This window comes from Paenibacillus sp. sgz302115, from assembly GCF_056120445.1.
Window position 1 is genome coordinate 1 of the sequence record NZ_JBVYOK010000035.1, and the last position, 23,003, is coordinate 23,003.

Sequence of the window (23,003 nt, forward strand, 5' to 3'; positions counted from 1 at the left end):
CGAAGGATAAGCTCCGCTCGACTTGCATGTATTAGGCACGCCGCCAGCGTTCGTCCTGAGCCAGGATCAAACTCTCCAATAAGGTTATTGAAAAGAGCGATTCGCTCATTTTGAAACATCTGACGAGAATTTGCATTCTCATTTTTGGACTTCACTTTCGTGAAATCCCACTCACTCGATGTTCAGTTTTCAAAGATCAAGTTCTCGTTTTTCTTCATCGTTGCTTGTCAGCAGCGACCTTTATAATATATCACAGCGCCCTTATTTCAGTCAAGCGTTTTTTTGATTTAATTTTTCGCTTTGCTTATTGGCAAGCTATCAAAGAATATCTTGTCCAAAGGGCCGAGACTTAATGTATCATAAATCAAGAACCCGCGTCAACCTCTAAAACAAAGTTATTTTCAAACCTATAAGCATAAGCACTCCCGGAAGACCAAGAACCGTTACAGCGCCTATAGTCGCAGGATTCAGAGGAATGTAAATCTCCGTGATTAGCCCGGAAAAATTCACTACATAAATGCCAAGCGCCGCCAGAAGTAGATGAGTGCCAAACAGACTGAGCCAAGCCCAGCCCAACTTTTTTCTAATAACGATCATAATCAGTAAAATGCCCGATATCACCAATACAGCAAAAGCCGCCGTTCTTAGCATGATGCTCCTCCTTTGTTTTTGGCCTTCTAAACTTAGAGTTGACTGCGGTTGAGCCCCAGACTTTTGGCGTGCTTCAGATGGATCTGATATTTACGCTCTGCAGCCTCCAAAATATATATCGCATAATCAATCTGATCCTGACCCAGTGCCTCATTGAACATCAGGTGCGCCCTTTCCCACTCTGATTGCGCCTTGCGAACCTCAAGAAACACGTTCCACTTCTCTTCCTGTCCCAAGCTGTAATCCTCTTCTCCGCCAGCCTTTTTCTTCAACGCTCTCCACCAAGCCATGCCCATTCCTCCTAAGAATAACTTCAGGGCGTCATCCAGCAATTCACCCTTATGTATTCTCATTCATATCGAAATGGGGACAAACTTAGAACTAAAAACGGCGGATAAAATTGAATGCCCGATTCATGCAAGAGATAAAAAAAGAAGCCCTAGCGGGCTTCCTGCATTCAAATATAACGTCAGCGCTGCTTAGAACAGCTCACGACGGCCTTCAAGAGCCTTGGACAAGGTGACCTCATCCGCATACTCAAGATCGCCGCCTACAGGCAGACCGTGGGCTATCCTGGTGATTTTGATCTCAAAGGGGCGGACAAGACGTGAGATGTACATAGCCGTGGCCTCACCTTCAATATTGGGGTTGGTCGCCATAATAAGCTCCTTCACCCGCTCATCGCTCAGACGGGTCAGCAGCTCCTTCAGACGGATGTCATCCGGGCCGATCCCCTCCATCGGTGAGATTGCCCCCTGCAGAACATGATAATAGCCGTCGAACTCCTTGGTCCGCTCAATAGCCACAAGATCTTTGGATTCCTGGACTACGCAGATTACGGAAGCATCGCGGGTTTTGTCCTGGCAGATGCGGCATGGATCTGTGTCGGTGATATTACAGCATACCGAGCAATAATGAAGATTGCGCTTAACGCTGACCAACGCTTTGGCAAAATCAATTACCTCGTCCTCTTTCATGTTCAATGCATGAAAAGCCAGCCGGGCGGCCGACTTCGGTCCGATTCCGGGCAAACGCGTAAAAGCTTCGATCAGCTTGGCTAGCGGTTCTGGATAATACAAGGTGATAGTTCTCCTTTGGACTGGATAAAGTACGGCTTAGAACAAACCAGGAATCTTCATTCCGCCGGTGAATTTACCCATGTCATTATTAGCCAGCTCTTCAGCTTGGGTAAGGGCATCATTTACAGCAGTCAGCACAAGATCCTGCAGCATTTCGATATCCTCAGGATCAACAGCCTCAGGCTTAATCTGGATGGCGAGTACTTTCTTGTGGCCGTTGACTTGAACGGTAACCACACCGCCGCCAGATGAGCCTTCAATAGTTTTGCTGCCCAGCTCTTCTTGAGCCTTAAGCATTTGTTCCTGCATTTTTTTAACCTGCTTCATCATTTGGTTCATATTATTCATACATCGTCTCTCCTTTTGGATGCGCACTTGGCGCTGATAGGCTAAAATACTACTCTTTTATGACAACAAGGTCTTCCCCAAAGAGCTGGATCGCCTCGTCAATCCATGGTTCAGTCTGTGAATCTGCAGTTTCATGCTCATGCTCCAGCCGCAGCTCCTCTGTACCGGTCTGTGCAACAGACTTCACAGCTGCCTCATTCCAGTCACGCTGCATCATCGTTACCAGACGGTAAGGCTTGCCCAGGCGGGCAGCAAACACATTCTCAATAACCTGTCTATTAGCCGGCTTCTCGGTTGTGTCGCGATGGATCGTGTTCTTAAAAGCAACCAGTATTGCATCCTCCATAACGGAGACTGGCTCACCATCTACAAACCACGCATGAACCGTTACCTTCTCCTCCTTCACTCCCTGCAGGACAAGGCTCCACTGCTTATACACATCGGCAAAATCGGCACTGTCTTTGCCAGCGATAAATTTATCCAGTTGCGGAGGGAGCTTGGAGTGAGAGGATACCCGCGGAGCCTGGCTCTGTGCGGCCGCTTGCTTCTTCGCAGCTCCCTGATCACGTCCTCCACCAGAAACCGCCCCGGACTGTAAGGCCTGTTCCAGCTTCTTCTCCAAAGCGGCAATCTGCCGTTTGAGAAGCTCCAGCTCACCGGGATTTGCAGTCTGAGGCTGGCCGCCGGAGTGACTGGAAGCAGTTGCTGCAAAATTAGGCGCAGCCTCCTGAAGAGAGGCCCCTTCCTGCTGCAGGCTGCACAGCTTCATCAATGCCACTTCAAACAAGGTCTGCGGATGAGTGGCATATTTCATCTCACCCAGATAGCGCGTCAGCGTCTCAACAATCGTAAACAACCGATCCCTGGAAAATGCAGCCGCCATATTGCGGAAATCTGCCGGGTTTAAAACACGATCCGTTAAATGATCCGCTCCCGGCACCATTTTGATCATCAGTAGATCCCGGAAATAGTACAGCAGGTTCTCCAGACATTTATCCGCACTCTTGCCTTCATGCATAAGCTGCTCGACAAGCTCCAGAAGCAGTCCCATATCCCCTTCCAGAATAGCAGTAGCCAGGCGCGCGAACTGCTCGGAGGGAATTCCCCCGGTCATCCCCAACACCTGCTGATAAGTTACATTACCATCTGTAAAGGACGATATCTGGTCCAGTATGCTGAGCGCATCGCGCATTCCGCCATCGGACAGACGGGCAATGTACTGCAGCGCATCCGCGTCTGCTGCAATTCCTTCCTTCTCACAAATCTCGGTTAGGCGGGCCGTCTGCTCTTCCAGCGAAACCCTGCGGAAATCAAAACGTTGACAGCGGGATATAATCGTCGCCGGCAACTTATGGGGTTCAGTCGTCGCCAGGATGAACATCACATGGGGAGGCGGCTCTTCAAGCGTCTTCAGCAGCGCATTAAACGCTTCTGTTGTCAGCATATGCACTTCATCAATAATATACACTTTACGGCGCACTTCGGTAGGTGCATATTTCACCTTATCCCGCAGGTCCCGAATCTCTTCAACACCCCGGTTAGACGCCGCATCAATCTCCTGTACATCCATTATGTTGCCTGCAGTGATCCGCAAGCAGGAGGGACATTCATTACATGGCTCCGGCCCCGCACCCCGCTCGCAATTGACCGCTTTGGCGAGCACTTTGGCAGCGGTTGTCTTGCCGGTTCCCCGAGGGCCGCTGAACAGGTAGGCATGCGAAACCCGCTGTTCACGAATCGCATTCTGCAGCGTTTGAATAATGTGCTGTTGCCCTACCATGTCATGAAACGACTGCGGCCGCCAAGCACGGTACAGCGCGATATGTTCCACTATGCATTACCCTCTCTTAAGCTGCCGCTTTCGGCATTTGTCGCTAACTTATTATACTATATTCACCAGACTTTGACCAAAAACAAAAAGCATCTTCGCTTGTGGCAAAGATGCTATTCTTCGGCAATATGTAAACCGCGCACCTGTTATTGATGGCTGCGATCCAAGCGGCAACCCTACAACACTGCTCGGGCTAGGCCACCCTCCGGCACAAGAGTAGACTTACTTATGGCTGCTTCCTTCCGGACCTGACCAGGTTCATAAGCACTCATTGCGGAGGACCCAACCGTCAACACAGCCCGTAGGGACCAAGGCCTCACATCGACAGCACCTCTAACAGGAATTCAACCTCGCTACAGCGGATTGCGAGTTACAGGGCACCGCTACCTCCCCGTCTAGCGCGGCGAAGATAAGTATAGCTTACGGCTGGACAAAAATCAAGGCTCCAGATAAAGGAGAAGCTCCCGGATATTGCATCCAGGAGCCAATGTAATCCTTAAACCGCTAAGCGGCAAAATGATTAGATACCATATTTCTTCTTGAATTTATCAACACGTCCGCCGGCATCCAGGAATTTCTGCTTGCCAGTGTAGAACGGATGGCAACTGGAGCAAATTTCGACTTTCAGCTCTGGTTTAACGGAGCCAGTTTCGAAGGAATTGCCACATGCGCAGGTCACCTTAGTCAGATGGTACTTTGGTTGAATTGCTTCTTGCATTTGAATTTCACCTCTCATGCCCTAAGCCTCATGCGGACCTAGAGTTATTAAAATACACAACGGTATTCTAGCACGAAAAGATGGATTCCGCAATATGTTTGGATTCTATTTATTCTGCTACATGTGTACGCGCCGCTGCTTGGCACGGGCCAGGTCTGCAGGCGGAACATGCGTGTAGGAGCCTATAACAACGTTCGGAAGTTCTTCGCGGAAGATCTCAAGCATCGTCTTCATCCCCAGAATCTCCCCTTGAGCCGGGGGAATCAATTCCAGATAGCTCTCCGGATCAATATTGAGGTTGCGCATCTGAATCAGCTTCAAATCCGTACGTCTGACGAATTCCACCATTGCCTCAATCTCTTCCTCACGATCTGTTACTCCCGGGAAGATCAAATAGTTGATTGAGGTGTACACTCCTTGTGAGGCGGCATACTTCAGAGACTTCTCCACATTAGCCAGCGTGTAGCCGCGCGGTTTGTAGTAAGCGTTGTAGTGCTCATCCAGTGCACTGATCGTGCTCACCCGCATTAAATCCAGGCCGGCGTCAACGATTCCCCGAATATGATCACTCAGGCCAGCGTTCGTATTGATATTGATATACCCCATATCTGTGATGGAACGGACTTCACGAATGGACTCAATGATCAGCTTGGCCTGGGTGGATGGCTCGCCTTCGCAGCCTTGGCCGAAGCTTACTATGGACTGCGGTGTCTTGAGGTGCTCCAGCATCACTTGAGAAATTTCATTCACTGTAGGGCGGAAGTTCATCCGCGTCTGTGGAGATACAAAGCCGCTGTCATCAGGCTGTTCGGAAATGCAGCCAAAGCAGCCGGCATTACAGGAATAGGATACGGGAACAGCTCCCTCCCAGCGGCCTAAAAAGGTATTGGAAGAGGTCAGGCATTCATAGCCAAGCGCACAGTTGGAGAGATGGTCATACAGACGGTTCTCCGGGTACTTGGCGGTCAGGTTACCGACACCCGTTTTTACCTTCTCCCGGTCACAATTCAAAGGGTTCCACTGCTCTGGATCATCGGTAAGATCAGCAGCCACGTAAAAGCCGCCATCTTTCCACACTACTGCGGAATAGCCAAAGAGCGGGAGCTTATACGACTTGTCTGTCTTGACATACCCGGGAAGACATAGACGGGTAAAGCCCTGCGGCAGCAATGCCCCCACTGCCTGGGACCCTTCCGGCAATGACAGCATTTCACCCGTCTCAGGGTTCATGCCCACTGCCCGCGTGTTCGGCAGACCGACTAAGGTAGCGCCCTCGGGCAGCGGAATTAATTCTTCCTCCAGTATCTCAACAATCATATCTCCGCTGCGGGCCAGCCCGTGCAGCTCGGGATGATCATATACATTTCCTTGCTCATCGGCATATACCAAATACATGTTAGTCTCCTCTTGTTATCTTTTCTCAGGTTGTAGGAACAGAGGGCGTCTTCGGCCGCGTTGTCCGGCGCGCGGATGAACCGCTGTTAGAGGTTCCCCCATTACTGGCCGTACTGCTCGGAGATGAGGCTTCTTTGTTCCCTGCAACATCAAAGGATGCCAGGAATTCGGCATTTGTCTTGGAATCACGCAGCTTTTTGAGGAAGCCCTCCACAAAGTCGTAGGACTCGTTCATATTTTTGCGGATCGCCCAAATGGTATCCAGCTCTTCCTTGCTCAGCAGCACCTCTTCGCGGCGTGTGCCTGAGCGGCGGATATCAATGGCCGGGAAAATGCGCCGTTCCGCCAGCTTGCGGTCGAGGTGAAGCTCCATGTTGCCTGTACCTTTAAATTCTTCATAAATAATGTCATCCATACGTGAACCGGTATCAATAAGCGCTGTCGCAAGTATGGTCAAGCTTCCGCCCTCTTCCACATTCCGCGCAGAACCGAAAAACCGCTTAGGACGGTGGAATGCCGCCGGATCAATCCCCCCGCTGAGTGTTCGTCCGGACGGTGGAACGACGAGGTTATAGGCACGGGCCAGACGGGTAATGCTGTCAAGCAGTATCACGACATCCTTTTTATGCTCGACTAAACGCAAGGCGCGTTGCAGCACCAGCTCGGCAACTTTGATGTGATTCTCGGGAAGCTCATCAAATGTGGATGCCACTACCTCACCTTTCACAGAACGCTGCATATCGGTTACTTCCTCGGGACGCTCGTCGATCAGCAGTACGAATAGGGAAATATCAGGATTGTTAGTGGAAATACTGTTGGCAATTTCTTTTAAGAGGAGCGTTTTCCCTGCTTTGGGAGGTGCTACAATCAAACCGCGCTGCCCCAGACCAACAGGAGCAAGCAAATCCATTATTCGGGTAGATAAATGGGTAGGGGATGTTTCAAGCGGCAGCTTATCTTGCGGATAAAGAGGTGTTAGCGCCGGAAAATGCAGACGCTCCGCTGCACTGGCAGGATTCTCGCCGTTGACGGCGTTGACTTGAAGCAATCCGAAGTAACGTTCGTTTTCTTTGGGTGTCCGGCATTTGCCGGATACAAGATCTCCGCTTCTGAGATCAAACTTACGAATCTGTGAAGCCGAGATATAAATATCCTCTGCACTGGGCAAGTAGTTGATCGGCCTTAGGAAGCCATAGCCTTCCGGCAGAATTTCGAGTACGCCTTCCATAAACATAAGACCGCTCTGCTCTGCCTGTGCCCGAAGAATTGCAAAGATCAGCTCCCGTTTCTTGAGCGTCCCGTAGTATGGAATCTGGTATTTCTTAGCCAGTTTATACAAATCGGTCAGCTTCATTTCTTCCAAATCGGAAATTTGAAGATCCATGTAATAACCACCTATTCAATTTTTATAATGAGTTCATCTATCATGTCATCCGGGAAAATAGGAATCTATTAAATCCGCCTATAAGGATATCATTACCCAAACTGGAAGGGGATATGCAATTCCCGGGCAGAAATCCCCCTCCAGTCCAGCGGATAATTCCATTCTATTCTATTTCGTTCTCACGCCATACTTCGGCTCCCAGGTTACGCAGGTTGGTGACCAGATTGTCATAACCGCGGTCTATATACTCCACACCCGTAACTTCGGTAATCCCTTCCTCTACCGTCAGCCCGGCAATAACAAGCGCCGCGCCGGCGCGCAGATCAGAAGCCTTTACCTTTGCGGCATTAAGCTTGCTGCCTTCGATAATAGCTGAACGTCCTTCGACACGGATTTTGGCTCCCATGCGAACAAGCTCCGGTACATGCTTAAACCGGTTACTGTATACAAAATCACTGAGTACGCTAACACCTTCTGCCTGAGTGAGCAGACTTGTCATCGGAGATTGCAAATCGGTGGCAAAACCGGGGTAAATCAATGCTTTAACATCCGCATGCTGGTATTTGGCTCTGCCGATGACCCGGATGCTCTCATCCAGCTCCTCAATGCCCACGCCCATCTCCAGCAGCTTGGCGGTCAGCGCCTCCAAATGCTTCGGAATAACATTATCTATCAACACATTGCCGCGCGTAGCCGCTGCTGCAATCATGTAAGTTCCAGCTTGAATCCGGTCAGGAATAATGGAGTGGCGGCAGCCGTGCATTTCCGCAACGCCTTCGATCCGGATAGTTTCGGTACCGGCGCCTTTAATAACAGCGCCCATAGAGTTCAATAGGGTAGCTACATCTATAATCTCAGGCTCTTTAGCCGCGTTTTCAATAATTGTTGAGCCTTTAGCCCGTGAAGCCGCCAGCATAATGTTAATGGTGGCCCCCACGCTCGAAACGTCCAGGTAAATTTTCGCACCGCGCAGTTCTTTGGCGTATAAGTGAATAGAGCCATGATCATTGGTCACAGTCGCACCCAGTGCCTCAAAGCCTTTAATATGCTGGTCAATCGGACGCGGCTCAAAGTTGCAGCCGCCAGGAAGACCAATTGTCGCTTCCTTAAATCTTCCAAGAAGCGCCCCCATCAAATAATAGGAGGCCCGGAGTTTCTTGACCGGTCCGTTAGGCATTGGGATGGATACGATACGGGAGGGATTAATTCTCATTTGGTTGCCTGTCCAGGAGACAGTAGCACCAAGCTCTTCAAGAATTTCGGAGTAAACAGCTACATCACTAAGGGCTGGCAAGTTATCCAGAACAACTTCAGATTCGGCCAAAATCGCCGCAGGAATAAGCGCAATTGCGCTATTCTTCGCACCGCTGATGGTTACAACGCCCTCTAATGGACGTCCACCGCCAATCATTAATTTTTCCATAAATTTATCTGGTTCCCCCTACGTGTATTGCAGCTTGCCCAGGCAATACCTGCTGTGGCTTAAGTATGACAAGTAGAAACGGTTGCGCCGTCCTTGCATCAAGGACGGCACCCGTTTCTGCAACAAATATAAGGGCCGGCTGGCTAATGCAGCACTTGACTCCTTATATTATGGAAAGACACCGGCTAGGCGGTGTGCTCTCCTCATCTTAGATATTCAGTTCAAATACTTATATTCATAGGCAGCATAAAGATGCCTGTCCGCTCACGGCATGAATAAATTAGGCTTTGTTGTTGGAACCGAACTCGCGGATTTTACCGATAACGGTTTGTTTGATGGCTTCACGGCCTGGTGCGATGAATGTACGAGGATCGTAAGCATCCGGTTTAGCAGCGAGAACTTCACGAACAACCTTAGCAAATGCAATTTGGTTCTCGGTGTTCACGTTGATTTTGGAAGTACCCAGGGAGATGGATTTCTTGATGTCATGTTCAGGAATACCTGTACCGCCATGAAGAACCAGCGGAAGCTTAACTGCATCGCGGATTTCTTCCATTTCTTTGAATCCGAGGTTAGGCTCGCCATGGTAAGGACCATGTACGGAACCAAGAGCAGGAGCCAAAGTGTCGATGCCTGCTTCTTTGACGATGCGTACGCATTCGTGCAGGTCAGCATATTGGATGCCGCCGATAACGTCGTCTTCTTGTCCGCCGACAGTACCTACTTCAGCTTCTACCGAAACGCCTTTAGCGTGAGCATACTCAACGACTTTTTTAGTCATTTCGATGTTCTCGTCGATAGGGTGGTGGGAGCCGTCGATCATTACGGATGTGAATCCGGCGTCAATAGCTTCTTTACATTTCTCAAAGCTGGAACCGTGGTCCAGGTGAATGGCAACAGGAACAGTGATCTTCATGTCATGAACAAGGCCTTCAACCATCTTAACAACAGTGTAGAAGCCGCCCATGTGACGAGCTGCACCTTCGGATACGCCAAGGATTACCGGTGATTTCTCTTCTTCTGCTGCACCAAGAATCGCTTGAGTCCACTCCAGGTTGTTGATGTTGTACTGACCAACAGCGTATTTTCCTTCAAGTGCTTTGTTTAACATGTCTGTCATAGATACTAATGGCATGGTTTCAATCCTCCTAAGAATGTTGGGTTGCCTATAAAAGCCGACATCACATACAGGCCTATTATAGCACATCCTGTGTCAAATACTAAATAGGACAAACAAAAAAATGTCCCGGTGGGACGATATTCACCCAGCCCATGCCTAAAGCAAATTCTTCCTCTTTAGAGTATCCATAACAGGACATACTCAAACTGCCGGTTCCCGGGTCAACTGCACTCTTCAATCGACTTACTATTAAGATGCATATTAACCGCTACCCGCATCTCATCAATATCAAAAGGCTTGGTGAAATGCATTAACGCCCCCAGCTTTGTCGCTTCTTTAATCATATCCAGCTCTCCATAAGCTGTCATCATAATAACCTTGATCGCCGGGTTGATATCCTTCAAATGCTTCAAGATTTCAAGTCCGTCCATTCCCGGAATCTTCATGTCGAGTAAGACCAAGTCGGGCGACTCGCTGCGGACAATGTCTAAGGCCAATTTTCCGTTAGCTGCTTGAAATGTGGCATACCCTTCACTATTGAATACTTCCATGAGGAGAATCCGGATACCGTTCTGATCATCGACTATTAATACTTTTTTCTTTTCCATACCATACCCTCCCAGAATTTAAAGCAGATTGTCCATTCCGCGCACTCGTCACAGCTAACGACCCCTTGACAGCATAGTCTATACGAAACCTATTATTCGTGCTTTACAGTCAAAATCCTGCTAATTGGTTAAAATGCGTAAAACTATGTCATATAATGGACCGCAATCAGGCTGATGAGAACAGGGGATTTGAGGGCTGAAGCTTCGTGCTGGCAGGTATAGTTATATTTCTATAAAGAAAGCCTCCTGGCGGAGGCTCTCAAAGGCCTGTAGGGCCTGAATTATCTGTATTTTACAGTTGTTCGGAATGAGTCAACGAAGCTTTGACAAATTCACGGAAAAGCGGCTGCGGACGGTTCGGACGGGAGGTAAATTCCGGATGGAACTGTACCGAAAGGAACCAAGGGTGGCCCGGAAGTTCGACAATTTCCACCAAACGGCCATCCGGGGAGGTTCCGGAGATCACGAGACCCGCTTTTTCAATCTCATCACGGTAGGCATTGTTGAACTCATACCGGTGACGGTGGCGTTCGTATACCAATTCATCGTCATAGCAGGACATCGCCAGTGATTCAGGAAGAAGCTTGCATGGGTATAGGCCCAGGCGCATCGTTCCGCCCATATCCTCGATATCCTTCTGCTCCGGCAGCAGGTCGATCAGCGGATACGGTGTAGATGGGTCAATCTCGGAGCTGTTCGCACCGGCCAGTCCCAGAATGGAGCGGCCATATTCGATTACGGAAACCTGCATCCCCAGGCAAATGCCGAAGAAAGGAATGGATTGTTCACGGGCATAGCGGATGGCAGAGATTTTACCTTCGATTCCCCGGTCGCCGAAGCCGCCTGGAACCAGAATGCCGCCAATTCCGCCCAGCAGCTCGTCCACATTCTCGTCAGTCACCAGCTCAGCGTCCACCCAGCGGATTTTGACTTCCGCGTTAGCTGCGAAGCCGGCATGCGAAAGTGATTCCACTACGCTCAAATAAGCGTCATGCAGCGCTACATATTTGCCGACAATGGCAATCTCAACGGTGCGTTCCAGCTTCTGAATCCGCGCCAGCATGCTCTCCCATTCACGCATATCCGGTGCAGGGGTAGTCAGCTTCAAATGGTTAACTACGATCTCATCCAAGCCTTCATCGCGCAGGTTAAGAGGAACCTCATAGAGCGTCGAAGCATCGCGGCATTCCACTACTGCATTTGCGTCGATATCGCAGAACAAGGCAATTTTGCCCTTCATATCTTCAGAAAGCGGATATTCTGTGCGGCAGACAATGACATTCGGCTGAATTCCGATGCTGCGCAGCTCTTTTACGCTATGCTGTGTCGGTTTTGTCTTCACTTCTCCCGCAGCCTTGATGTAAGGAATCAGGGTTACGTGGATGTACATCACATTTTCACGGCCGATATCGCTTTTGATCTGACGGATCGCTTCCAGAAACGGCAGGCTCTCGATATCGCCCACGGTACCGCCGATTTCGGTAATTACCACGTCAGAGCCTGTCTCGCGGCCTGCGCGGAATACGCGTTCCTTGATCTCGTTCGTGATATGCGGAATGACCTGAACCGTACCGCCCAGGTACTCCCCGCGCCGCTCCTTGCTGATGACGGAGGAATAAATCTTACCGGTTGTCACGTTGCTGTTCTTCGAAAGATTGATATCAATAAACCGTTCATAGTGCCCAAGGTCCAGGTCCGTTTCCGCGCCATCGTCGGTTACAAACACTTCGCCATGCTGGTAAGGACTCATGGTTCCAGGGTCTACGTTAATATAGGGATCGAATTTCTGGATCGTTACCTTCAAACCTCTGTTCTTGAGCAGCCTGCCCAGAGAAGCGGCGGTAATGCCTTTGCCCAGGGAAGACACAACACCACCCGTTACAAAAATATACTTTGTCACTGTAAAACCCTCCTAAATAAAGTCCAGAAATTCAGGCGACGCTTGCTGTTTATCGTAACCCTTTTTTCCATTATCAAAACAGGGAACCCAAAAGTTACTTTTCCACTCTATCCGGGAAAAAACCATTTAAAAAAACAAAAAAGTGACACCCGTAGAGCCGGGGCACTTTTTATTTTAGAAAAAATATTAACTTCCATCAGAAGCCCATGCAATAGTTTACTCTGACGGTCCCACCCATGTCAAGGGAGGAATTATGCCTGAGCACGCTCTTCTAATATTTGTCGTCTTCGTCCTCATCATCCATATCCTCAGAATCGCTGTCTTCGGAATCCTCGTCTTCCACATCGTCTTCGTCGATGTCATCTTCATCAATCACAACATCTTCGTCAACTTCGTCTTCGCTGTCGTCGTCGGAATAGAGATCGTCGCGGTCTTCGTCGATGGCGTCGAAATCCTCTTCTTCCGCAGCGTAGTTGTCTTCTTCCTCGGTGAAATCGTCGTCTTCCAAATCGTCATCCTCGTCATTGATGATACGCGGACGTTTGGAGTTGCCGACGGGGTCATCGGAGCGTTCCAGAGGATACCAGCGTTTGAGTCCCCACAGATTGGTTCCGACACAGGCAAAACGCCCGTCAATGTTGATCTCGGTATATAGCTGGGCAATAGTATCGTTGGTTTGTTCGTCTGTCATACCGCGCAGCTTGGCCACTTCGACCATCAGGTCACGGTAATAATAAGGTGTATTGGCCGCTTTGAGCACCAGGAAAGCCAGGTCCACCATCGGCATTTCTTTAACTTTCTCAGGGTCCAGCTTTAAATTGAGTGGCGTACTCACTAAAGGACACTTCCTCTCACGCATATTAACAAAACTAAGTAAAACCTATTTGGCAGCAAATTGCAAGTCAAATGCGGCAGGGCTGCCGGAAGAAGCCGCCTCCAGGTTCCCGTACAGGCATCTGCTTGTCCACCCTTTGTCCAAAAGAAAAGCTTCCAGGAAAGGAAAACGGTTGCCAGTTGAATTATGTAATCGACAGTTCCAGCATAAAATTGAATTCTGCAATACAAAGGCGGAGGAAATCCCTCCGCGCATGACTGTACCCACGCCAAGGATCGGCTCCTTACGGGATGTTGCAAAGAGAGCTTAACCTCTCTTCGATTTATTTTATGTAAAGTCCCGCCTTTTGACACGATGGGCAGCCCATTTCGCTAAAAAAGGGCAAGTTCCCATTCGGAAGCCCGCCTCCGTTCATACAATATGGCAGCACGGCACCGAGGAGGGGACGGCATAACCTATGAATTACTACGGATTTTGGCAGATGCTGCTTGATGAGATATCGGCTGCCCCCAAAAATGCTGAACGGCGCATCGTTACCTTCAATGATCCGCGCCAGTATGCCGGAGCACTGTCGCAGTGGAAGTCGCTGAAGGCAAAAACTCCCGGGCTTGCGCAGGTACGGATTTCTCCGCTGATCCGTGCATTTTTTGTGCCCGCTGCCGGAGCAGCGAAACTGCTTGATAAATTTGCCGACGCGCTATGTGTAGAGGAAGACCACCGGATACAGGTCCACTCTCTTGCCGCTGAAAAAAGCGGCTCAGCCATGCTCCCATGGGGCGTGAAAGCGATTCATGCTCCACAGGCCTGGTCCAGATCCACCGGGGTGCAGGTAAAGATCGGCGTTATTGATACGGGAGCCGATTACCGCCACCCCGATCTCAAGCATTCGCTGGCAACAGGTGTTAACCTGCTGCACCGCGGCATGCTGCCGCTTGATGACAACGGACACGGCACCCATATTGCCGGCACGCTGGCGGCGGCGGGCGGCACACGGGGAATGATGGGCGTAGCCCCCCGGGCGCTGCTGTATCCGGTGAAGGCTTTTGACCACAGCGGCTCCGCCTATGTGTCGGATATTGTGCTTGGCATCGACTGGTGTGTGCAGAACAAGGTCGATATCATCAATATGAGCTTCGGGATGAAAACAAGAAGCAAAGCGCTTCATGATGTGGTGATCAAGGCCTACCGGTCCGGGATCGCCATCATCGCCTCCTCTGGAAACGACGGCAAACGCGGCGGCGATTACCCCGCCCGCTACCCTGAAACGATCGCCGTCGGCGCTCTTGATAAAAGACACCGCGTAGCGGCCTTCAGCAACCGCGGTCCGTACATTGATGTATACGGACCCGGTGAAGGAGTGACCTCCTGCTGGCTGAGAGAGGGCTACAAGGAGATGAGCGGCACCTCCATGGCGACCTCCCATGTCACGGGAGCCGCTGCACTGCTGCTCGCGCTGCGACCGGGCCTCTCGCCCCGGGAGCTGAAGCTGCTCCTGCGCCGCACAGCCTCGCCGGTGCGGCTGCGCAAGGGCCAGCGCCGCGCAGCCTTAGGCGGCGGCGCAGCCGATGCCCTGCGCCTGCTGCGCGCAGGCGCAAGGCGCAGGACCGCCGCGAAGGGATAGCGGCGGGACTGCCCCGGCCCCCGGCGCTGCGGGGGGCCGGGAAATGCTGCAAGCGGGGCTGCGCCGCTTGCAAAAAAGCAAAAGCACCGCCCCCCGGGTACATGGGGGCGGTGCTTTTGCGCTGAAGCCGGACCGTGTTACATCCGGTCCGGCGCGGTAACGCCAACGAGGCGCAGCACGTTGGCGATTGTGGTCCGCGCCGCGCCCAGCAGGGCGAGGCGGGCTACGGTCTGAGCGGCATCCTCGGTGATGACGCGCTCCGCTTTGTAATAGCTGTGGAACAGCGAAGCCAGATCGTACACATAGCGGATCAGGCGGTGCGGCGCATAGCTCTCGGCGGCAACCGCGATTTCTGCCGGCAATTCACCGATTTTACGCAGAAGCTCGTATTCATGGGCGGCCGTCAGCTTGGAATAATCAATCTGGGCGGCATCCGGCAAGGAGATTCCCTGCTCCTCTGCCTGGCGGAAAATGCTGCAGATCCGCGCATGAGCATATTGAACATAGAACACAGGGTTCTCATTAGAAGTCGAAACGGCAAGATCCATGTCGAAATCCAGATGCGAATCCATGCTGCGCATCGTGAAGAAATAACGGATGGCGTCAATGCCAACCTCATCCATCAGGTCTTCCATCGTTACCGCTTTACCCGTGCGCTTGGACATTTTGACTTTCTCGCCGTTCTGGAAGAGGCTGACCATCTGGGCGATCAGCACGACAAGCTTCTCGGGGTCATTGCCAAGCGCCGACATGGCTGCTTTCATCCGGGGGATATAGCCGTGGTGATCGGCTCCCCAAATGTTGATCATTGTATCGTAGCCCCGGCTGTACTTGTCGTTGTGATAAGCGATGTCCGGGGTCAGGTAAGTGTAAGTGCCGTCGTTCTTAATCAGCACGCGGTCCTTGTCATCGCCGTATTTGGTCGTCTGCAGCCAGGTTGCCCCATCCTGCTCGTACACTTCGCCGCGGTCGCGCAGACCATCCAGTGAACGCAGCACTTCTCCGCTCTCATACAGCGAGGTCTCGCTGAACCAGATATCGAAATTGACGCGGAACCGGGTAAGGTCGCGTTTGATTTTGTCCAGCTCTTTGGCGAGGCCGTAGGTACGGAAGAAAGCGGCGCGGTCGCCCGGAGTCATGGACAGCAGAGAGTCGCCTTTTTCAGCCACAAGCTCTTTGGCAAAACCCTTGATATCTTCGCCATGGTAACCGTCCTCCGGCATTTCTGCATCCTGGCCCAGCTCCTGAAGGTAGCGGGCTTCAATAGATTTGCACAGATTCGCTACCTGGTTCCCGGCATCATTGATGTAATACTCGCGGGTCACTTCGTAGCCGGCAAAATCCAGCACGTTGCAGAGCGCATCGCCAACAGCAGCTCCGCGGGCATGACCCAGATGCAGACTGCCGGTAGGATTGGCGCTCACAAATTCCATCTCGACTTTCTTGCCCTGGCCTGCACTGATGCGGCCGTAGTTTTCTCCCTGTTCGGCTACAAGGGCAATCACCGGATAAAGATAGCTCTTGGACAAGGTAAAGTTGATGAAGCCCGGTCCGGCGATCTCCGCTTTCTCGATAGAAGCGCTTTTGGTATCCAAATGCTCAATAATCGCCTCGGCAATTTGCCGTGGATTGCGCCCCACAATCTTGGTGAGCTGCATCGCAGCATTGGTCGCCAGGTCGCCATGGGCTTTGTCTTTCGGCACTTCCAGTGCGATGGCCGGAAGCTCCTCTCTGGTGACCAGGCCTGCGGCCAATATAGCACCCGCAATCGCTTCCTTCACCCGTTCGTTGGCTAGCTGAAGCGGATTTTGACTTTGTGTCATAATTGTGTTTCCTCCTGTATATGCAAACTTATAGCGAACTGACCCGATAGCTCCTCGTATACGTAGAGATCATATTCCCAAGAAACCGTAAGCGACCTTCCATCACGCTTAATATCCAGCTTCCGGGTGTCTGTAGAGAGATTAAACTGTGTATAAGGAGAACGGTAGAATCCCGGCAGACGTTGTCCCCGCTCAAAAGCCTGCTCCGACTGAATGCCGCCGTGACGCATCAGCTTCAGCCCGCTGTCCGAAAGCTTCAGGGTGGTGCGGACAGAAACATCCTCGCCCTTTGGCCCCCGCTCGATCTCTTCATAACGGATATACAGCAGATTCCCTTTGGCTATGACCTCTCCTGCAGCTTGTACTATATTTCGTTCCCCGCCCTGCACGCTTTCCAGGGTTATGAAAACACCGTATTTGCCTTGCTGATCTTCAGTCATCAACCGTTCCTCGCTTATTCTTGCTTCTATTTAACTAAGCGGCATATTCGCTTTCCCATTGTACACTATATCCAGATCGGCAGAGCAATTCAATAGTTATCAAGTTATAGCGGCAGCAGCTTAACCGTATCCTTGCTCCGCAGCTGCTCTACCATAGACGTCCAGGCCTCCGGCTTGTCCGCCAGCACGGTGTAATAGCGGGTCAGAAAATCGGCAACCAGAGCCGCATCCACCTGCTCCAATTCCTCATCCCCGGGCATAAAACACAGATCAAGACCGGATACCGCCTCTCCGTCCCCTTGCCATGAAGGATGAACATAAGGAAAATCAAGACGCTTGTAGCCCAGATGCGACAGCACCTCGCGGCGGACAAACGGGTCCATCGGCTTGATGCCTCCAAAAGCGTACTCTACCCGGTATGGATCATAAATTTCAGCGAACATGCCATACAGCTCCTTACCGCTCTCGGCTGCGAGCTTCCGCAGGTCTTTAAGGCGGCTCTGCGCCAGGAAGCGGCCTACACCAAGCCCCTCCCGGCCAATTATGGTGAAGTCGGTCATCGCCACATTCCAGTCGGCATAATAACGGTATTCCGTGGTGCCCACAACAGCGCCTTCATGCACAGCGGCAAATACACGGATGCCCGGATCTTCCAGCGGCTCCTTCCACAGACTGAATTCGAGCACTTCCTCCGGGGGAAATACCTCCGACAGCAGGTTATGTACTTGTCTGAACAATGGATCAGCGACGCTCGTAATTCTTCTATATTCCATAATCAAGGATCTCCTCCGGTTCCGAAATTGTCTTCTTTATTTATAGAAAAGGATTCCGCCACTCCATCAGCGCGGCGTAATCGCCCGACTCCTCGTCTTCCAGATAATCGGCCACTACCCCAAGCGGCGTCCGTCCGCAGCGCAGCAGGAAGGTAATCACAGGATCGGACCATTTGCCGGCGGTCACGCCAGCCAGGTATTCTTCCGCCGTCATATGGGAGGCCTGAAGGTGATAACCAGGCATTCGGCCCGCCCCCAGCAGCCGTTCCAGCTTCTGCTCCACCACAGCGTGGTAGAGCGACTGCACCAGCTCCTTGCCTAGCCCCAGCTTGCGGTGCTTAGGACGGACGCACAAATCGGCAATATACAGCGTGTTCCCGTCCGGCTGGTGTGTCGTGAGATATCCGTCCGCCGTAACCTCAGACCAGGTATGATGAGAAGCTGGAGCCTCAGGGTCAAAATGGATCTTCAGCCCAGTTACTGACCCGGCCAGCTCCCCGTTCACTTCCACACATAATGCGCCTTCCGGAAAAAGCGCCACATGATTCTCTAGTTGCTCCCGGTTCCACCACAATTCAGCAGGGTATGGGGGCGGAAATGCCTCAGACTGAATCGTAATCAGTTCAGCAAAGTCAGCCTCCGTATAGCCGCGGATGACCGCAGGGACCGGAATTTTTCCGTCAAAAGCATAGAATGTCTTGTAATACATGACCTTCGGCCTCCTTACGTCCAATCGGTATACAGATCCGTTCTGCGGTCCCGCCATGTGGTTACCGACCCGCGTTCGCGGACACGGTACAGCAGCTCCAGATCGAGATCGGCGGTAATAATCATATCATCGTTGATCTCGCCCACGGCCAGCAGTCCCTGCGGCGGAAACGGAATATCATTGGGTGTAATGATTGCCGCCTGCCCGAAGTTGGCCCGCATCAGATCGACGGTTGGCAGCGAGCCTACGGTTCCTGTCAGCACAACGTAGATTTGATTTTCAATGGCACGGGCATGGCTTGTGTATCTTACGCGGTGGAAGCCGTGGCGGTCATCCGTACACGAAGGGCAAAAAATCACATCCGCCCCCTTGGCCCGGGCCATGCGCACAATCTCAGGAAACTCGATATCATAGCAGGTCAGCATGGCGATGGTCCCTTTGTCCGTCTGGAACACCTCCAGCCCCTCTCCCGCGCCCATGTTCCAGCCTTCCACTTCAGCCGGTGTAATGTGCAGCTTGGCCTGCTCGGCGATCCTGCCATCCGGATAGAACAGATGCGCCACATTATACAGCTTATCGTTTCTGCGCAGCACATGGGTCCCGCCGATAATATGCACGGCATATTTCTTGGCAAAGCCGGAGAACATCTCGCGGTAACGGTCTGTAAACTGCGGCAGGTCTTCGATGCTGAGCGCTTTGCCCTGTTCATCGCCAATAGACATGAGCTGTGTCGTCAAAAATTCAGGAAAGAGGATAAAATCGGCACCGAACTCCTCGGCAGTTTTTATATAATGCTCGCACTGGGCAGCAAACTCCCCGAAGGAGGAGATGGTATGCAAATGATATTGTACTGCGGATACACGAAAGGCCATTTCAGCAGTCCTCCTAAGCGGGATATAGGCGTGCTTTTAGTAAAGTACCTAAAATTTTACCATAACGGACCACAAATTCACACATGGAGGAACTGCCCTATCCCGCTCCGGGGAATTTTAAGGTAAAATAATGAGGAAACGTAAAAACACAGCTCCGGTCGGTAGTCCGGACGCACGGAGAAGATGTTCAGCGGCGGTGCGAATGAGGCCACGCGTTCTCTTGAGTTTTCCGTGTCAGTAGCCTTCCCCCTCGGGATGTCCCTCGTTTCTTAATTAATATTGAGAGGGGGAATACCGGTGAAGTTAACGGTATTTTTCGAAGAGCCTTTCTGGGTGGGAATTGTTGAACTAACGGAAGATGGTGTAGTTAAAGCCGGGCGCTATGTATTTGGAAGCGAACCGTCACAGGAGGAGATTTTGGATTTTGTCCGGTTCCGGCTGCTGGAGGTCGTCGAAGGATTAAGCTGTGGCGTCGCCACAGGCAAGGCGGCCACGATAATCCGTAATCCCAAGCGCAGAGCGCGGGCAGCGGCTAAAGAATCGCGCGGCTCAGGCAGCAGCACGTTCAGCCAGCAGGCTATCAAGCTGGAGCAGGAAAAACGCGGGGCAGAATCGGCCCGGCGGAGCAAAGCCGCCCGGGAGGAGCTTGCCCTGAAGAAGCGGGAAATCGCCCGGCAGAAGGCGAAGGACAAGCATCGCGGACGGTAATTAGCGCCAGGTCAACCATATCCGCTCCTATTCCATTACACTAGTTAAGAAATACAAAAGACCCACAGGAGGCACTTTTTTTAAAGTGCCTTTCTTGTGGGCCGCTGTAGCTCGTCAGACTCTAAATGTTGGAATTCAAACGATGCTCCGCCAAATAGAGTAGAGATCACGCTGCAGGCGTATCAGGCCCCGCGAACAGAATCATCTTCTGATCATCGGAAGAGTCAGCCCGTTTGTAACGGACTGAGCCGCTCTTATTTCTACTGGAAGTCATTTTTCCGCAAGTTAACGGACTTCAGAGCCTTTATGGGTGGACATTCACCCTAAATATACCTGCCGAAGAGGCGATAAGCGCGTTACTGTCCGTTAGCTCGGCTAAATGTACCCCTTTCGGGAAAATAAGGGCCTTACGGTCCGCAAGGAACAGGAGGATGGATATGACGAATCCCTCTCTCTCCGTTCTAAATCTGTTCCCTTAAAAGCAAATATTACTTAATTCTTATGGTTACATCTCCGGAAGGATCGGTAACTCCGTAAGAGCCCGGGTTAATTTTAATCTCAGCCTTTGCCGGTATTCCTGTATAATGATCCGTCCGGCGATTGTAATCCGCTGAGAACCAGGAGTCGCCGGGATCAGGATGGACAAGCTGCCCATTTACCTTTAACACTGTTCCATACATAATACGGATGGTTTGAGGGGCTTTTGTTTGAATATACAAATCGTCCCCTTCCTGAAAATACGTGTATTCTATCTCATAGCCGTTACTCAGCTTAAGGGCAAGCCGCTGCTTCTCCTTCGCCGGATTAGGCAGCCTTGACCAGTTCGAGATCAGGTTGCGCTCCACCCTCACTGCGCCGGACAGATATAACGTCAGGTCCCGGCCACTCCAATCGGTATTTTGCGACAAAAACCAAAAGTCTCCGCCGTTGCCTTCAGCCTGTTCGATCTGCTGCCCGGCAATCATCTTATCCCCTGCCTTCAGCTTCACATCGTTATACCAAAAAACCTTGCCCTGCGGGTCTTCTATGTTAAGCGCCTGCTCTCTGCCGTAAGAGATTCCAACCTGCAGCGGGGATAATGACAGCTCCTGAAGCGAAATCCCACTTAGGGTACGCAGTTTCTGATCCGGCGTCAGCGCATGCAGACTGGAAGGCTCGGTCGCTTGTGTGAAATCGACAGAAAAATCAATTGCCCATTCCCCGGCAACAGTCTTAACCGTGTCCATATATGAATAATATAATTCGCCTCTCTGGATCTGCGCTTCAGAAAACCCGTTTAAATTGATGATGTCCGTATACAGCCCCTGTTTATCCACTGAACGATTTCCGGCCAATACCTCCGTATTTCCCACTCTAAGCAACAGCCCTTTTGAAGCCTTCTGGGCTTTTGCTTTCATAGCCAAAGTGTATTGAACGGTCAGTTTATTATCTTTACGCTTTACGGAATGAAGGGAGATTATATCTGACTGTCCAAAGGCCCGCTTTACCGAGTTAGGGTTGATAATACCTGACTGTCCAAATGTTCGTGAAGAGCTGAGCTCCCCTTGTAAAGCCCCCTTCAGGACAATATCCTTCTGCTTAGAGAGCCGCAGGTCTTTGACTGAAAGACGGTAGCTGCCGGCAGTCTTCGGTACTCCGATTCCGTTGATATCATACATTTTCGACAATACACCGCCCTGCTCACCTTGCTTAAAGCCGCCTCCCGGCAATTCCTTCGTCTCCCTCGTGGATCTGTCCGTTAAGCTTTCTTCAGCAAATTCAACTTGGTCATATTTCGATCCGCCATTCAGTTCCAGGGAAACAAACAGGCGCATTAAGGATTCGCCGCCAGCATACTCCGGCACTGCCGCTACATTGTCCAGCGTAAGTGTTACACCGTTCAAATCTGTTTTTTTATTGATGGTCTGGCCTACCTGCGCTGGCGGGTGTCCAGAACTATTTTCCACAGTAAACAGAATCAGGGCCGGTATGAACACAAGACAAATAGCAGCCGCACTCGCCAGCAGCAGCCGCTGAGCTTTGGTACGCTTCGGCTGCGCTTCAGAAAGACCTTCACCATTACCGGACCTCCCTTTGATCCATCCTGATTTCCGGCCCGCAGCCTCCTCCTGAATCCGCAGCCACATTGCAGCATAGTCGGGTGAGCGCTCCGGCAGCTTTTCCAGGCACTGTGAAACTACATCTTCATTGTCTGCTCCCATGGCAGGTAGCCCCCTTTCTTCATCCATTGACTTCTTCTGAGCATCCGCAAGCCCCGGTTAATTCTGGATTTGACGGTTCCCTCCGGTATTCCCAGCACAGCCGCTGTCTCTTTGATGGACAAGTCCCCTGAGTACCGGAGTGTCATGACCTGCCTTATTTTCAAGGGAAGACGGCTGAACAAGATATCGAACTGCCGGGACAGCTCATGCTGTTCTGCCGCAATCTCTACAGGATTCTGTAGCACCGCCCGCTCACTCAGAAAAAGACTCCGCTCCTTCTCCCGGCCTCTTGCCCTCCTGCTAAGCAGTGAGTTGCTCTCATTAACGGCAATCCGCATAAGCCAGGCCTTCATGTTCTTCACCTCAGACCGGTCGGCAAGCAGCGCCTTAACAAAAACCTCCTGGCAGACATCCTCCGCATCGGACACATTGTGCAGCAGGTAGCGGCAGACTTTATAAACACTCTCTTTATAGGTCTCAAATAGCTCTTTATCCTCCATACCCTCACCTCTCAAGAAACGTGGCCCACCCCTCCATACGTGGCGGATGTAAATAAGACTTTCT

The 23,003-nt window shown here is 51.4% G+C and carries 22 protein-coding genes, 1 rRNA gene and 1 other RNA gene; 2 read left to right on the forward strand and 22 right to left on the reverse strand.

The window, feature by feature from the left end; genetic code table 11:
• From AC0LWN_RS30980 to rpoE, 15 genes are all read right to left on the reverse strand, one after another.
• Nucleotides 1-82: ribosomal RNA gene (locus AC0LWN_RS30980) — 16S ribosomal RNA — on the reverse strand; the annotation flags it as partial.
• Between the two features lie 302 nt (nt 83-384).
• Nucleotides 385-651, reverse strand: a complete 267-nt coding sequence (locus AC0LWN_RS30985) for a pro-sigmaK processing inhibitor BofA family protein (protein WP_474672199.1) — start codon at nt 649-651, stop codon at nt 385-387.
• A gap of 32 nt (nt 652-683) precedes the next feature.
• The gene (locus AC0LWN_RS30990; RefSeq protein ID WP_474672201.1) at nt 684-941 is read right to left on the reverse strand and encodes a hypothetical protein; all 258 of its coding nucleotides are present in this window, start codon (nt 939-941) and stop codon (nt 684-686) included.
• Nucleotides 942-1,130: 189 nt separating this feature from the next.
• Nucleotides 1,131-1,730 carry a recombination mediator RecR gene (gene recR / locus AC0LWN_RS30995; RefSeq protein ID WP_474672203.1) on the reverse strand — a complete coding sequence of 200 codons (600 nt, stop codon included), beginning with the start codon at nt 1,728-1,730 and terminating at the stop codon, nt 1,131-1,133.
• 36 nt (nt 1,731-1,766) lie between these two features.
• Nucleotides 1,767-2,078, reverse strand: a complete 312-nt coding sequence (locus AC0LWN_RS31000; RefSeq protein ID WP_458967791.1) for a YbaB/EbfC family nucleoid-associated protein — start codon at nt 2,076-2,078, stop codon at nt 1,767-1,769.
• Between the two features lie 49 nt (nt 2,079-2,127).
• Nucleotides 2,128-3,909 carry a DNA polymerase III subunit gamma/tau gene (dnaX, locus tag AC0LWN_RS31005; protein ID WP_474672205.1) on the reverse strand — a complete coding sequence of 594 codons (1,782 nt, stop codon included), beginning with the start codon at nt 3,907-3,909 and terminating at the stop codon, nt 2,128-2,130.
• A gap of 135 nt (nt 3,910-4,044) precedes the next feature.
• An RNA gene (gene ffs, locus AC0LWN_RS31010) (signal recognition particle sRNA large type) lies at nt 4,045-4,313 on the reverse strand.
• A 116-nt stretch (nt 4,314-4,429) separates the two neighbouring features.
• Nucleotides 4,430-4,627 carry a 50S ribosomal protein L31 gene (rpmE, locus tag AC0LWN_RS31015; RefSeq protein ID WP_028531059.1) on the reverse strand — a complete coding sequence of 66 codons (198 nt, stop codon included), beginning with the start codon at nt 4,625-4,627 and terminating at the stop codon, nt 4,430-4,432.
• Between the two features lie 117 nt (nt 4,628-4,744).
• The gene (locus AC0LWN_RS31020) at nt 4,745-6,022 is read right to left on the reverse strand and encodes a radical SAM family protein (protein ID WP_474672207.1); all 1,278 of its coding nucleotides are present in this window, start codon (nt 6,020-6,022) and stop codon (nt 4,745-4,747) included.
• 25 nt (nt 6,023-6,047) lie between these two features.
• Nucleotides 6,048-7,406 (reverse strand): transcription termination factor Rho, encoded by a 1,359-nt coding sequence (rho, locus tag AC0LWN_RS31025; protein ID WP_458967788.1) that lies wholly within the window; start codon nt 7,404-7,406, stop codon nt 6,048-6,050.
• A 163-nt stretch (nt 7,407-7,569) separates the two neighbouring features.
• Nucleotides 7,570-8,829, reverse strand: coding sequence for a UDP-N-acetylglucosamine 1-carboxyvinyltransferase (gene murA / locus AC0LWN_RS31030; protein ID WP_474672209.1), 1,260 nt, complete (start codon nt 8,827-8,829; stop codon nt 7,570-7,572).
• A gap of 280 nt (nt 8,830-9,109) precedes the next feature.
• A complete protein-coding gene (fba, locus tag AC0LWN_RS31035; protein WP_474672211.1) occupies nt 9,110-9,964 on the reverse strand; it encodes a class II fructose-1,6-bisphosphate aldolase in 855 nt (284 codons plus the stop codon).
• 206 nt (nt 9,965-10,170) lie between these two features.
• Complete coding sequence (locus AC0LWN_RS31040; RefSeq protein WP_019914405.1) at nt 10,171-10,557, reverse strand: response regulator; 387 nt, start codon at nt 10,555-10,557, stop codon at nt 10,171-10,173.
• A 292-nt stretch (nt 10,558-10,849) separates the two neighbouring features.
• Nucleotides 10,850-12,457: a CTP synthase gene (gene pyrG / locus AC0LWN_RS31045; protein ID WP_474672213.1), complete on the reverse strand. Its 1,608-nt coding sequence runs from the start codon at nt 12,455-12,457 to the stop codon at nt 10,850-10,852.
• Between the two features lie 271 nt (nt 12,458-12,728).
• The gene (gene rpoE, locus AC0LWN_RS31050) at nt 12,729-13,292 is read right to left on the reverse strand and encodes a DNA-directed RNA polymerase subunit delta (protein WP_458967783.1); all 564 of its coding nucleotides are present in this window, start codon (nt 13,290-13,292) and stop codon (nt 12,729-12,731) included.
• Nucleotides 13,293-13,749: 457 nt separating this feature from the next.
• Between rpoE and AC0LWN_RS31055 the strand changes: the two genes are divergently transcribed.
• On the forward strand, nt 13,750-14,913 hold the full coding sequence (locus AC0LWN_RS31055; protein WP_474672215.1) for a S8 family peptidase: 1,164 nt from the start codon (nt 13,750-13,752) through the stop codon (nt 14,911-14,913).
• A 137-nt stretch (nt 14,914-15,050) separates the two neighbouring features.
• On the opposite strand, the gene argS is transcribed toward AC0LWN_RS31055, so the two are convergent.
• The 5 genes from argS to AC0LWN_RS31080 all read right to left on the reverse strand — a co-directional run bounded on the left by argS (nt 15,051) and on the right by AC0LWN_RS31080 (nt 19,530).
• Nucleotides 15,051-16,736 carry an arginine--tRNA ligase gene (gene argS / locus AC0LWN_RS31060; protein WP_474672217.1) on the reverse strand — a complete coding sequence of 562 codons (1,686 nt, stop codon included), beginning with the start codon at nt 16,734-16,736 and terminating at the stop codon, nt 15,051-15,053.
• Nucleotides 16,733-17,176, reverse strand: coding sequence for a YwiB family protein (locus tag AC0LWN_RS31065; RefSeq protein WP_474672219.1), 444 nt, complete (start codon nt 17,174-17,176; stop codon nt 16,733-16,735). The genes argS and AC0LWN_RS31065 overlap by 4 nt, the downstream gene beginning before the upstream one ends.
• 104 nt (nt 17,177-17,280) lie before the next feature.
• Complete coding sequence (locus tag AC0LWN_RS31070) at nt 17,281-17,949, reverse strand: GNAT family N-acetyltransferase (RefSeq protein WP_474672221.1); 669 nt, start codon at nt 17,947-17,949, stop codon at nt 17,281-17,283.
• Nucleotides 17,950-17,989: 40 nt separating this feature from the next.
• Nucleotides 17,990-18,658, reverse strand: a complete 669-nt coding sequence (locus tag AC0LWN_RS31075; RefSeq protein ID WP_474672226.1) for a GNAT family N-acetyltransferase — start codon at nt 18,656-18,658, stop codon at nt 17,990-17,992.
• 14 nt (nt 18,659-18,672) lie between these two features.
• A complete protein-coding gene (locus tag AC0LWN_RS31080) occupies nt 18,673-19,530 on the reverse strand; it encodes a carbon-nitrogen hydrolase family protein (protein ID WP_458967777.1) in 858 nt (285 codons plus the stop codon).
• Nucleotides 19,531-19,827: 297 nt separating this feature from the next.
• On the opposite strand from AC0LWN_RS31080, the gene AC0LWN_RS31085 reads away from it, so the two are divergent.
• Nucleotides 19,828-20,238 (forward strand): YjdF family protein, encoded by a 411-nt coding sequence (locus tag AC0LWN_RS31085; protein WP_474672228.1) that lies wholly within the window; start codon nt 19,828-19,830, stop codon nt 20,236-20,238.
• 488 nt (nt 20,239-20,726) lie between these two features.
• Here the strand turns inward: AC0LWN_RS31085 and AC0LWN_RS31090 are convergent, their stop codons facing one another.
• A complete protein-coding gene (locus AC0LWN_RS31090; RefSeq protein WP_474672230.1) occupies nt 20,727-22,439 on the reverse strand; it encodes a hypothetical protein in 1,713 nt (570 codons plus the stop codon).
• Complete coding sequence (locus tag AC0LWN_RS31095; RefSeq protein WP_474672232.1) at nt 22,415-22,939, reverse strand: RNA polymerase sigma factor; 525 nt, start codon at nt 22,937-22,939, stop codon at nt 22,415-22,417. Before AC0LWN_RS31095 ends, AC0LWN_RS31090 begins: the two co-directional genes overlap by 25 nt.
• Nucleotides 22,940-23,003: the final 64 nt, after the last annotated feature.

What these genes read in the sequence shown, in the direction of transcription:
- argS (WP_474672217.1), bottom strand. Translation starts at nt 16,736, where the DNA reads ATGACACAAAGTCAAAATCCGCTTCAGCTAGCCAACGAACGGGTGAAG.
- rho (WP_458967788.1), bottom strand. Translation starts at nt 7,406, where the DNA reads ATGGATCTTCAAATTTCCGATTTGGAAGAAATGAAGCTGACCGATTTG.
- AC0LWN_RS30990 (WP_474672201.1), bottom strand. Translation starts at nt 941, where the DNA reads ATGGCTTGGTGGAGAGCGTTGAAGAAAAAGGCTGGCGGAGAAGAGGAT.
- AC0LWN_RS31055 (WP_474672215.1), top strand. Translation starts at nt 13,750, where the DNA reads ATGAATTACTACGGATTTTGGCAGATGCTGCTTGATGAGATATCGGCT.
- murA (WP_474672209.1), bottom strand. Translation starts at nt 8,829, where the DNA reads ATGGAAAAATTAATGATTGGCGGTGGACGTCCATTAGAGGGCGTTGTA.
- AC0LWN_RS31095 (WP_474672232.1), bottom strand. Translation starts at nt 22,939, where the DNA reads ATGGAGGATAAAGAGCTATTTGAGACCTATAAAGAGAGTGTTTATAAA.
- AC0LWN_RS31000 (WP_458967791.1), bottom strand. Translation starts at nt 2,078, where the DNA reads ATGAATAATATGAACCAAATGATGAAGCAGGTTAAAAAAATGCAGGAA.
- AC0LWN_RS31080 (WP_458967777.1), bottom strand. Translation starts at nt 19,530, where the DNA reads ATGGCCTTTCGTGTATCCGCAGTACAATATCATTTGCATACCATCTCC.
- AC0LWN_RS30985 (WP_474672199.1), bottom strand. Translation starts at nt 651, where the DNA reads ATGCTAAGAACGGCGGCTTTTGCTGTATTGGTGATATCGGGCATTTTA.
- AC0LWN_RS31040 (WP_019914405.1), bottom strand. Translation starts at nt 10,557, where the DNA reads ATGGAAAAGAAAAAAGTATTAATAGTCGATGATCAGAACGGTATCCGG.
- fba (WP_474672211.1), bottom strand. Translation starts at nt 9,964, where the DNA reads ATGCCATTAGTATCTATGACAGACATGTTAAACAAAGCACTTGAAGGA.
- rpmE (WP_028531059.1), bottom strand. Translation starts at nt 4,627, where the DNA reads ATGCAAGAAGCAATTCAACCAAAGTACCATCTGACTAAGGTGACCTGC.
- AC0LWN_RS31075 (WP_474672226.1), bottom strand. Translation starts at nt 18,658, where the DNA reads ATGTATTACAAGACATTCTATGCTTTTGACGGAAAAATTCCGGTCCCT.
- AC0LWN_RS31065 (WP_474672219.1), bottom strand. Translation starts at nt 17,176, where the DNA reads ATGACTGAAGATCAGCAAGGCAAATACGGTGTTTTCATAACCCTGGAA.
- AC0LWN_RS31020 (WP_474672207.1), bottom strand. Translation starts at nt 6,022, where the DNA reads ATGTATTTGGTATATGCCGATGAGCAAGGAAATGTATATGATCATCCC.
- AC0LWN_RS31070 (WP_474672221.1), bottom strand. Translation starts at nt 17,949, where the DNA reads ATGGAATATAGAAGAATTACGAGCGTCGCTGATCCATTGTTCAGACAA.
- AC0LWN_RS31090 (WP_474672230.1), bottom strand. Translation starts at nt 22,439, where the DNA reads ATGGGAGCAGACAATGAAGATGTAGTTTCACAGTGCCTGGAAAAGCTG.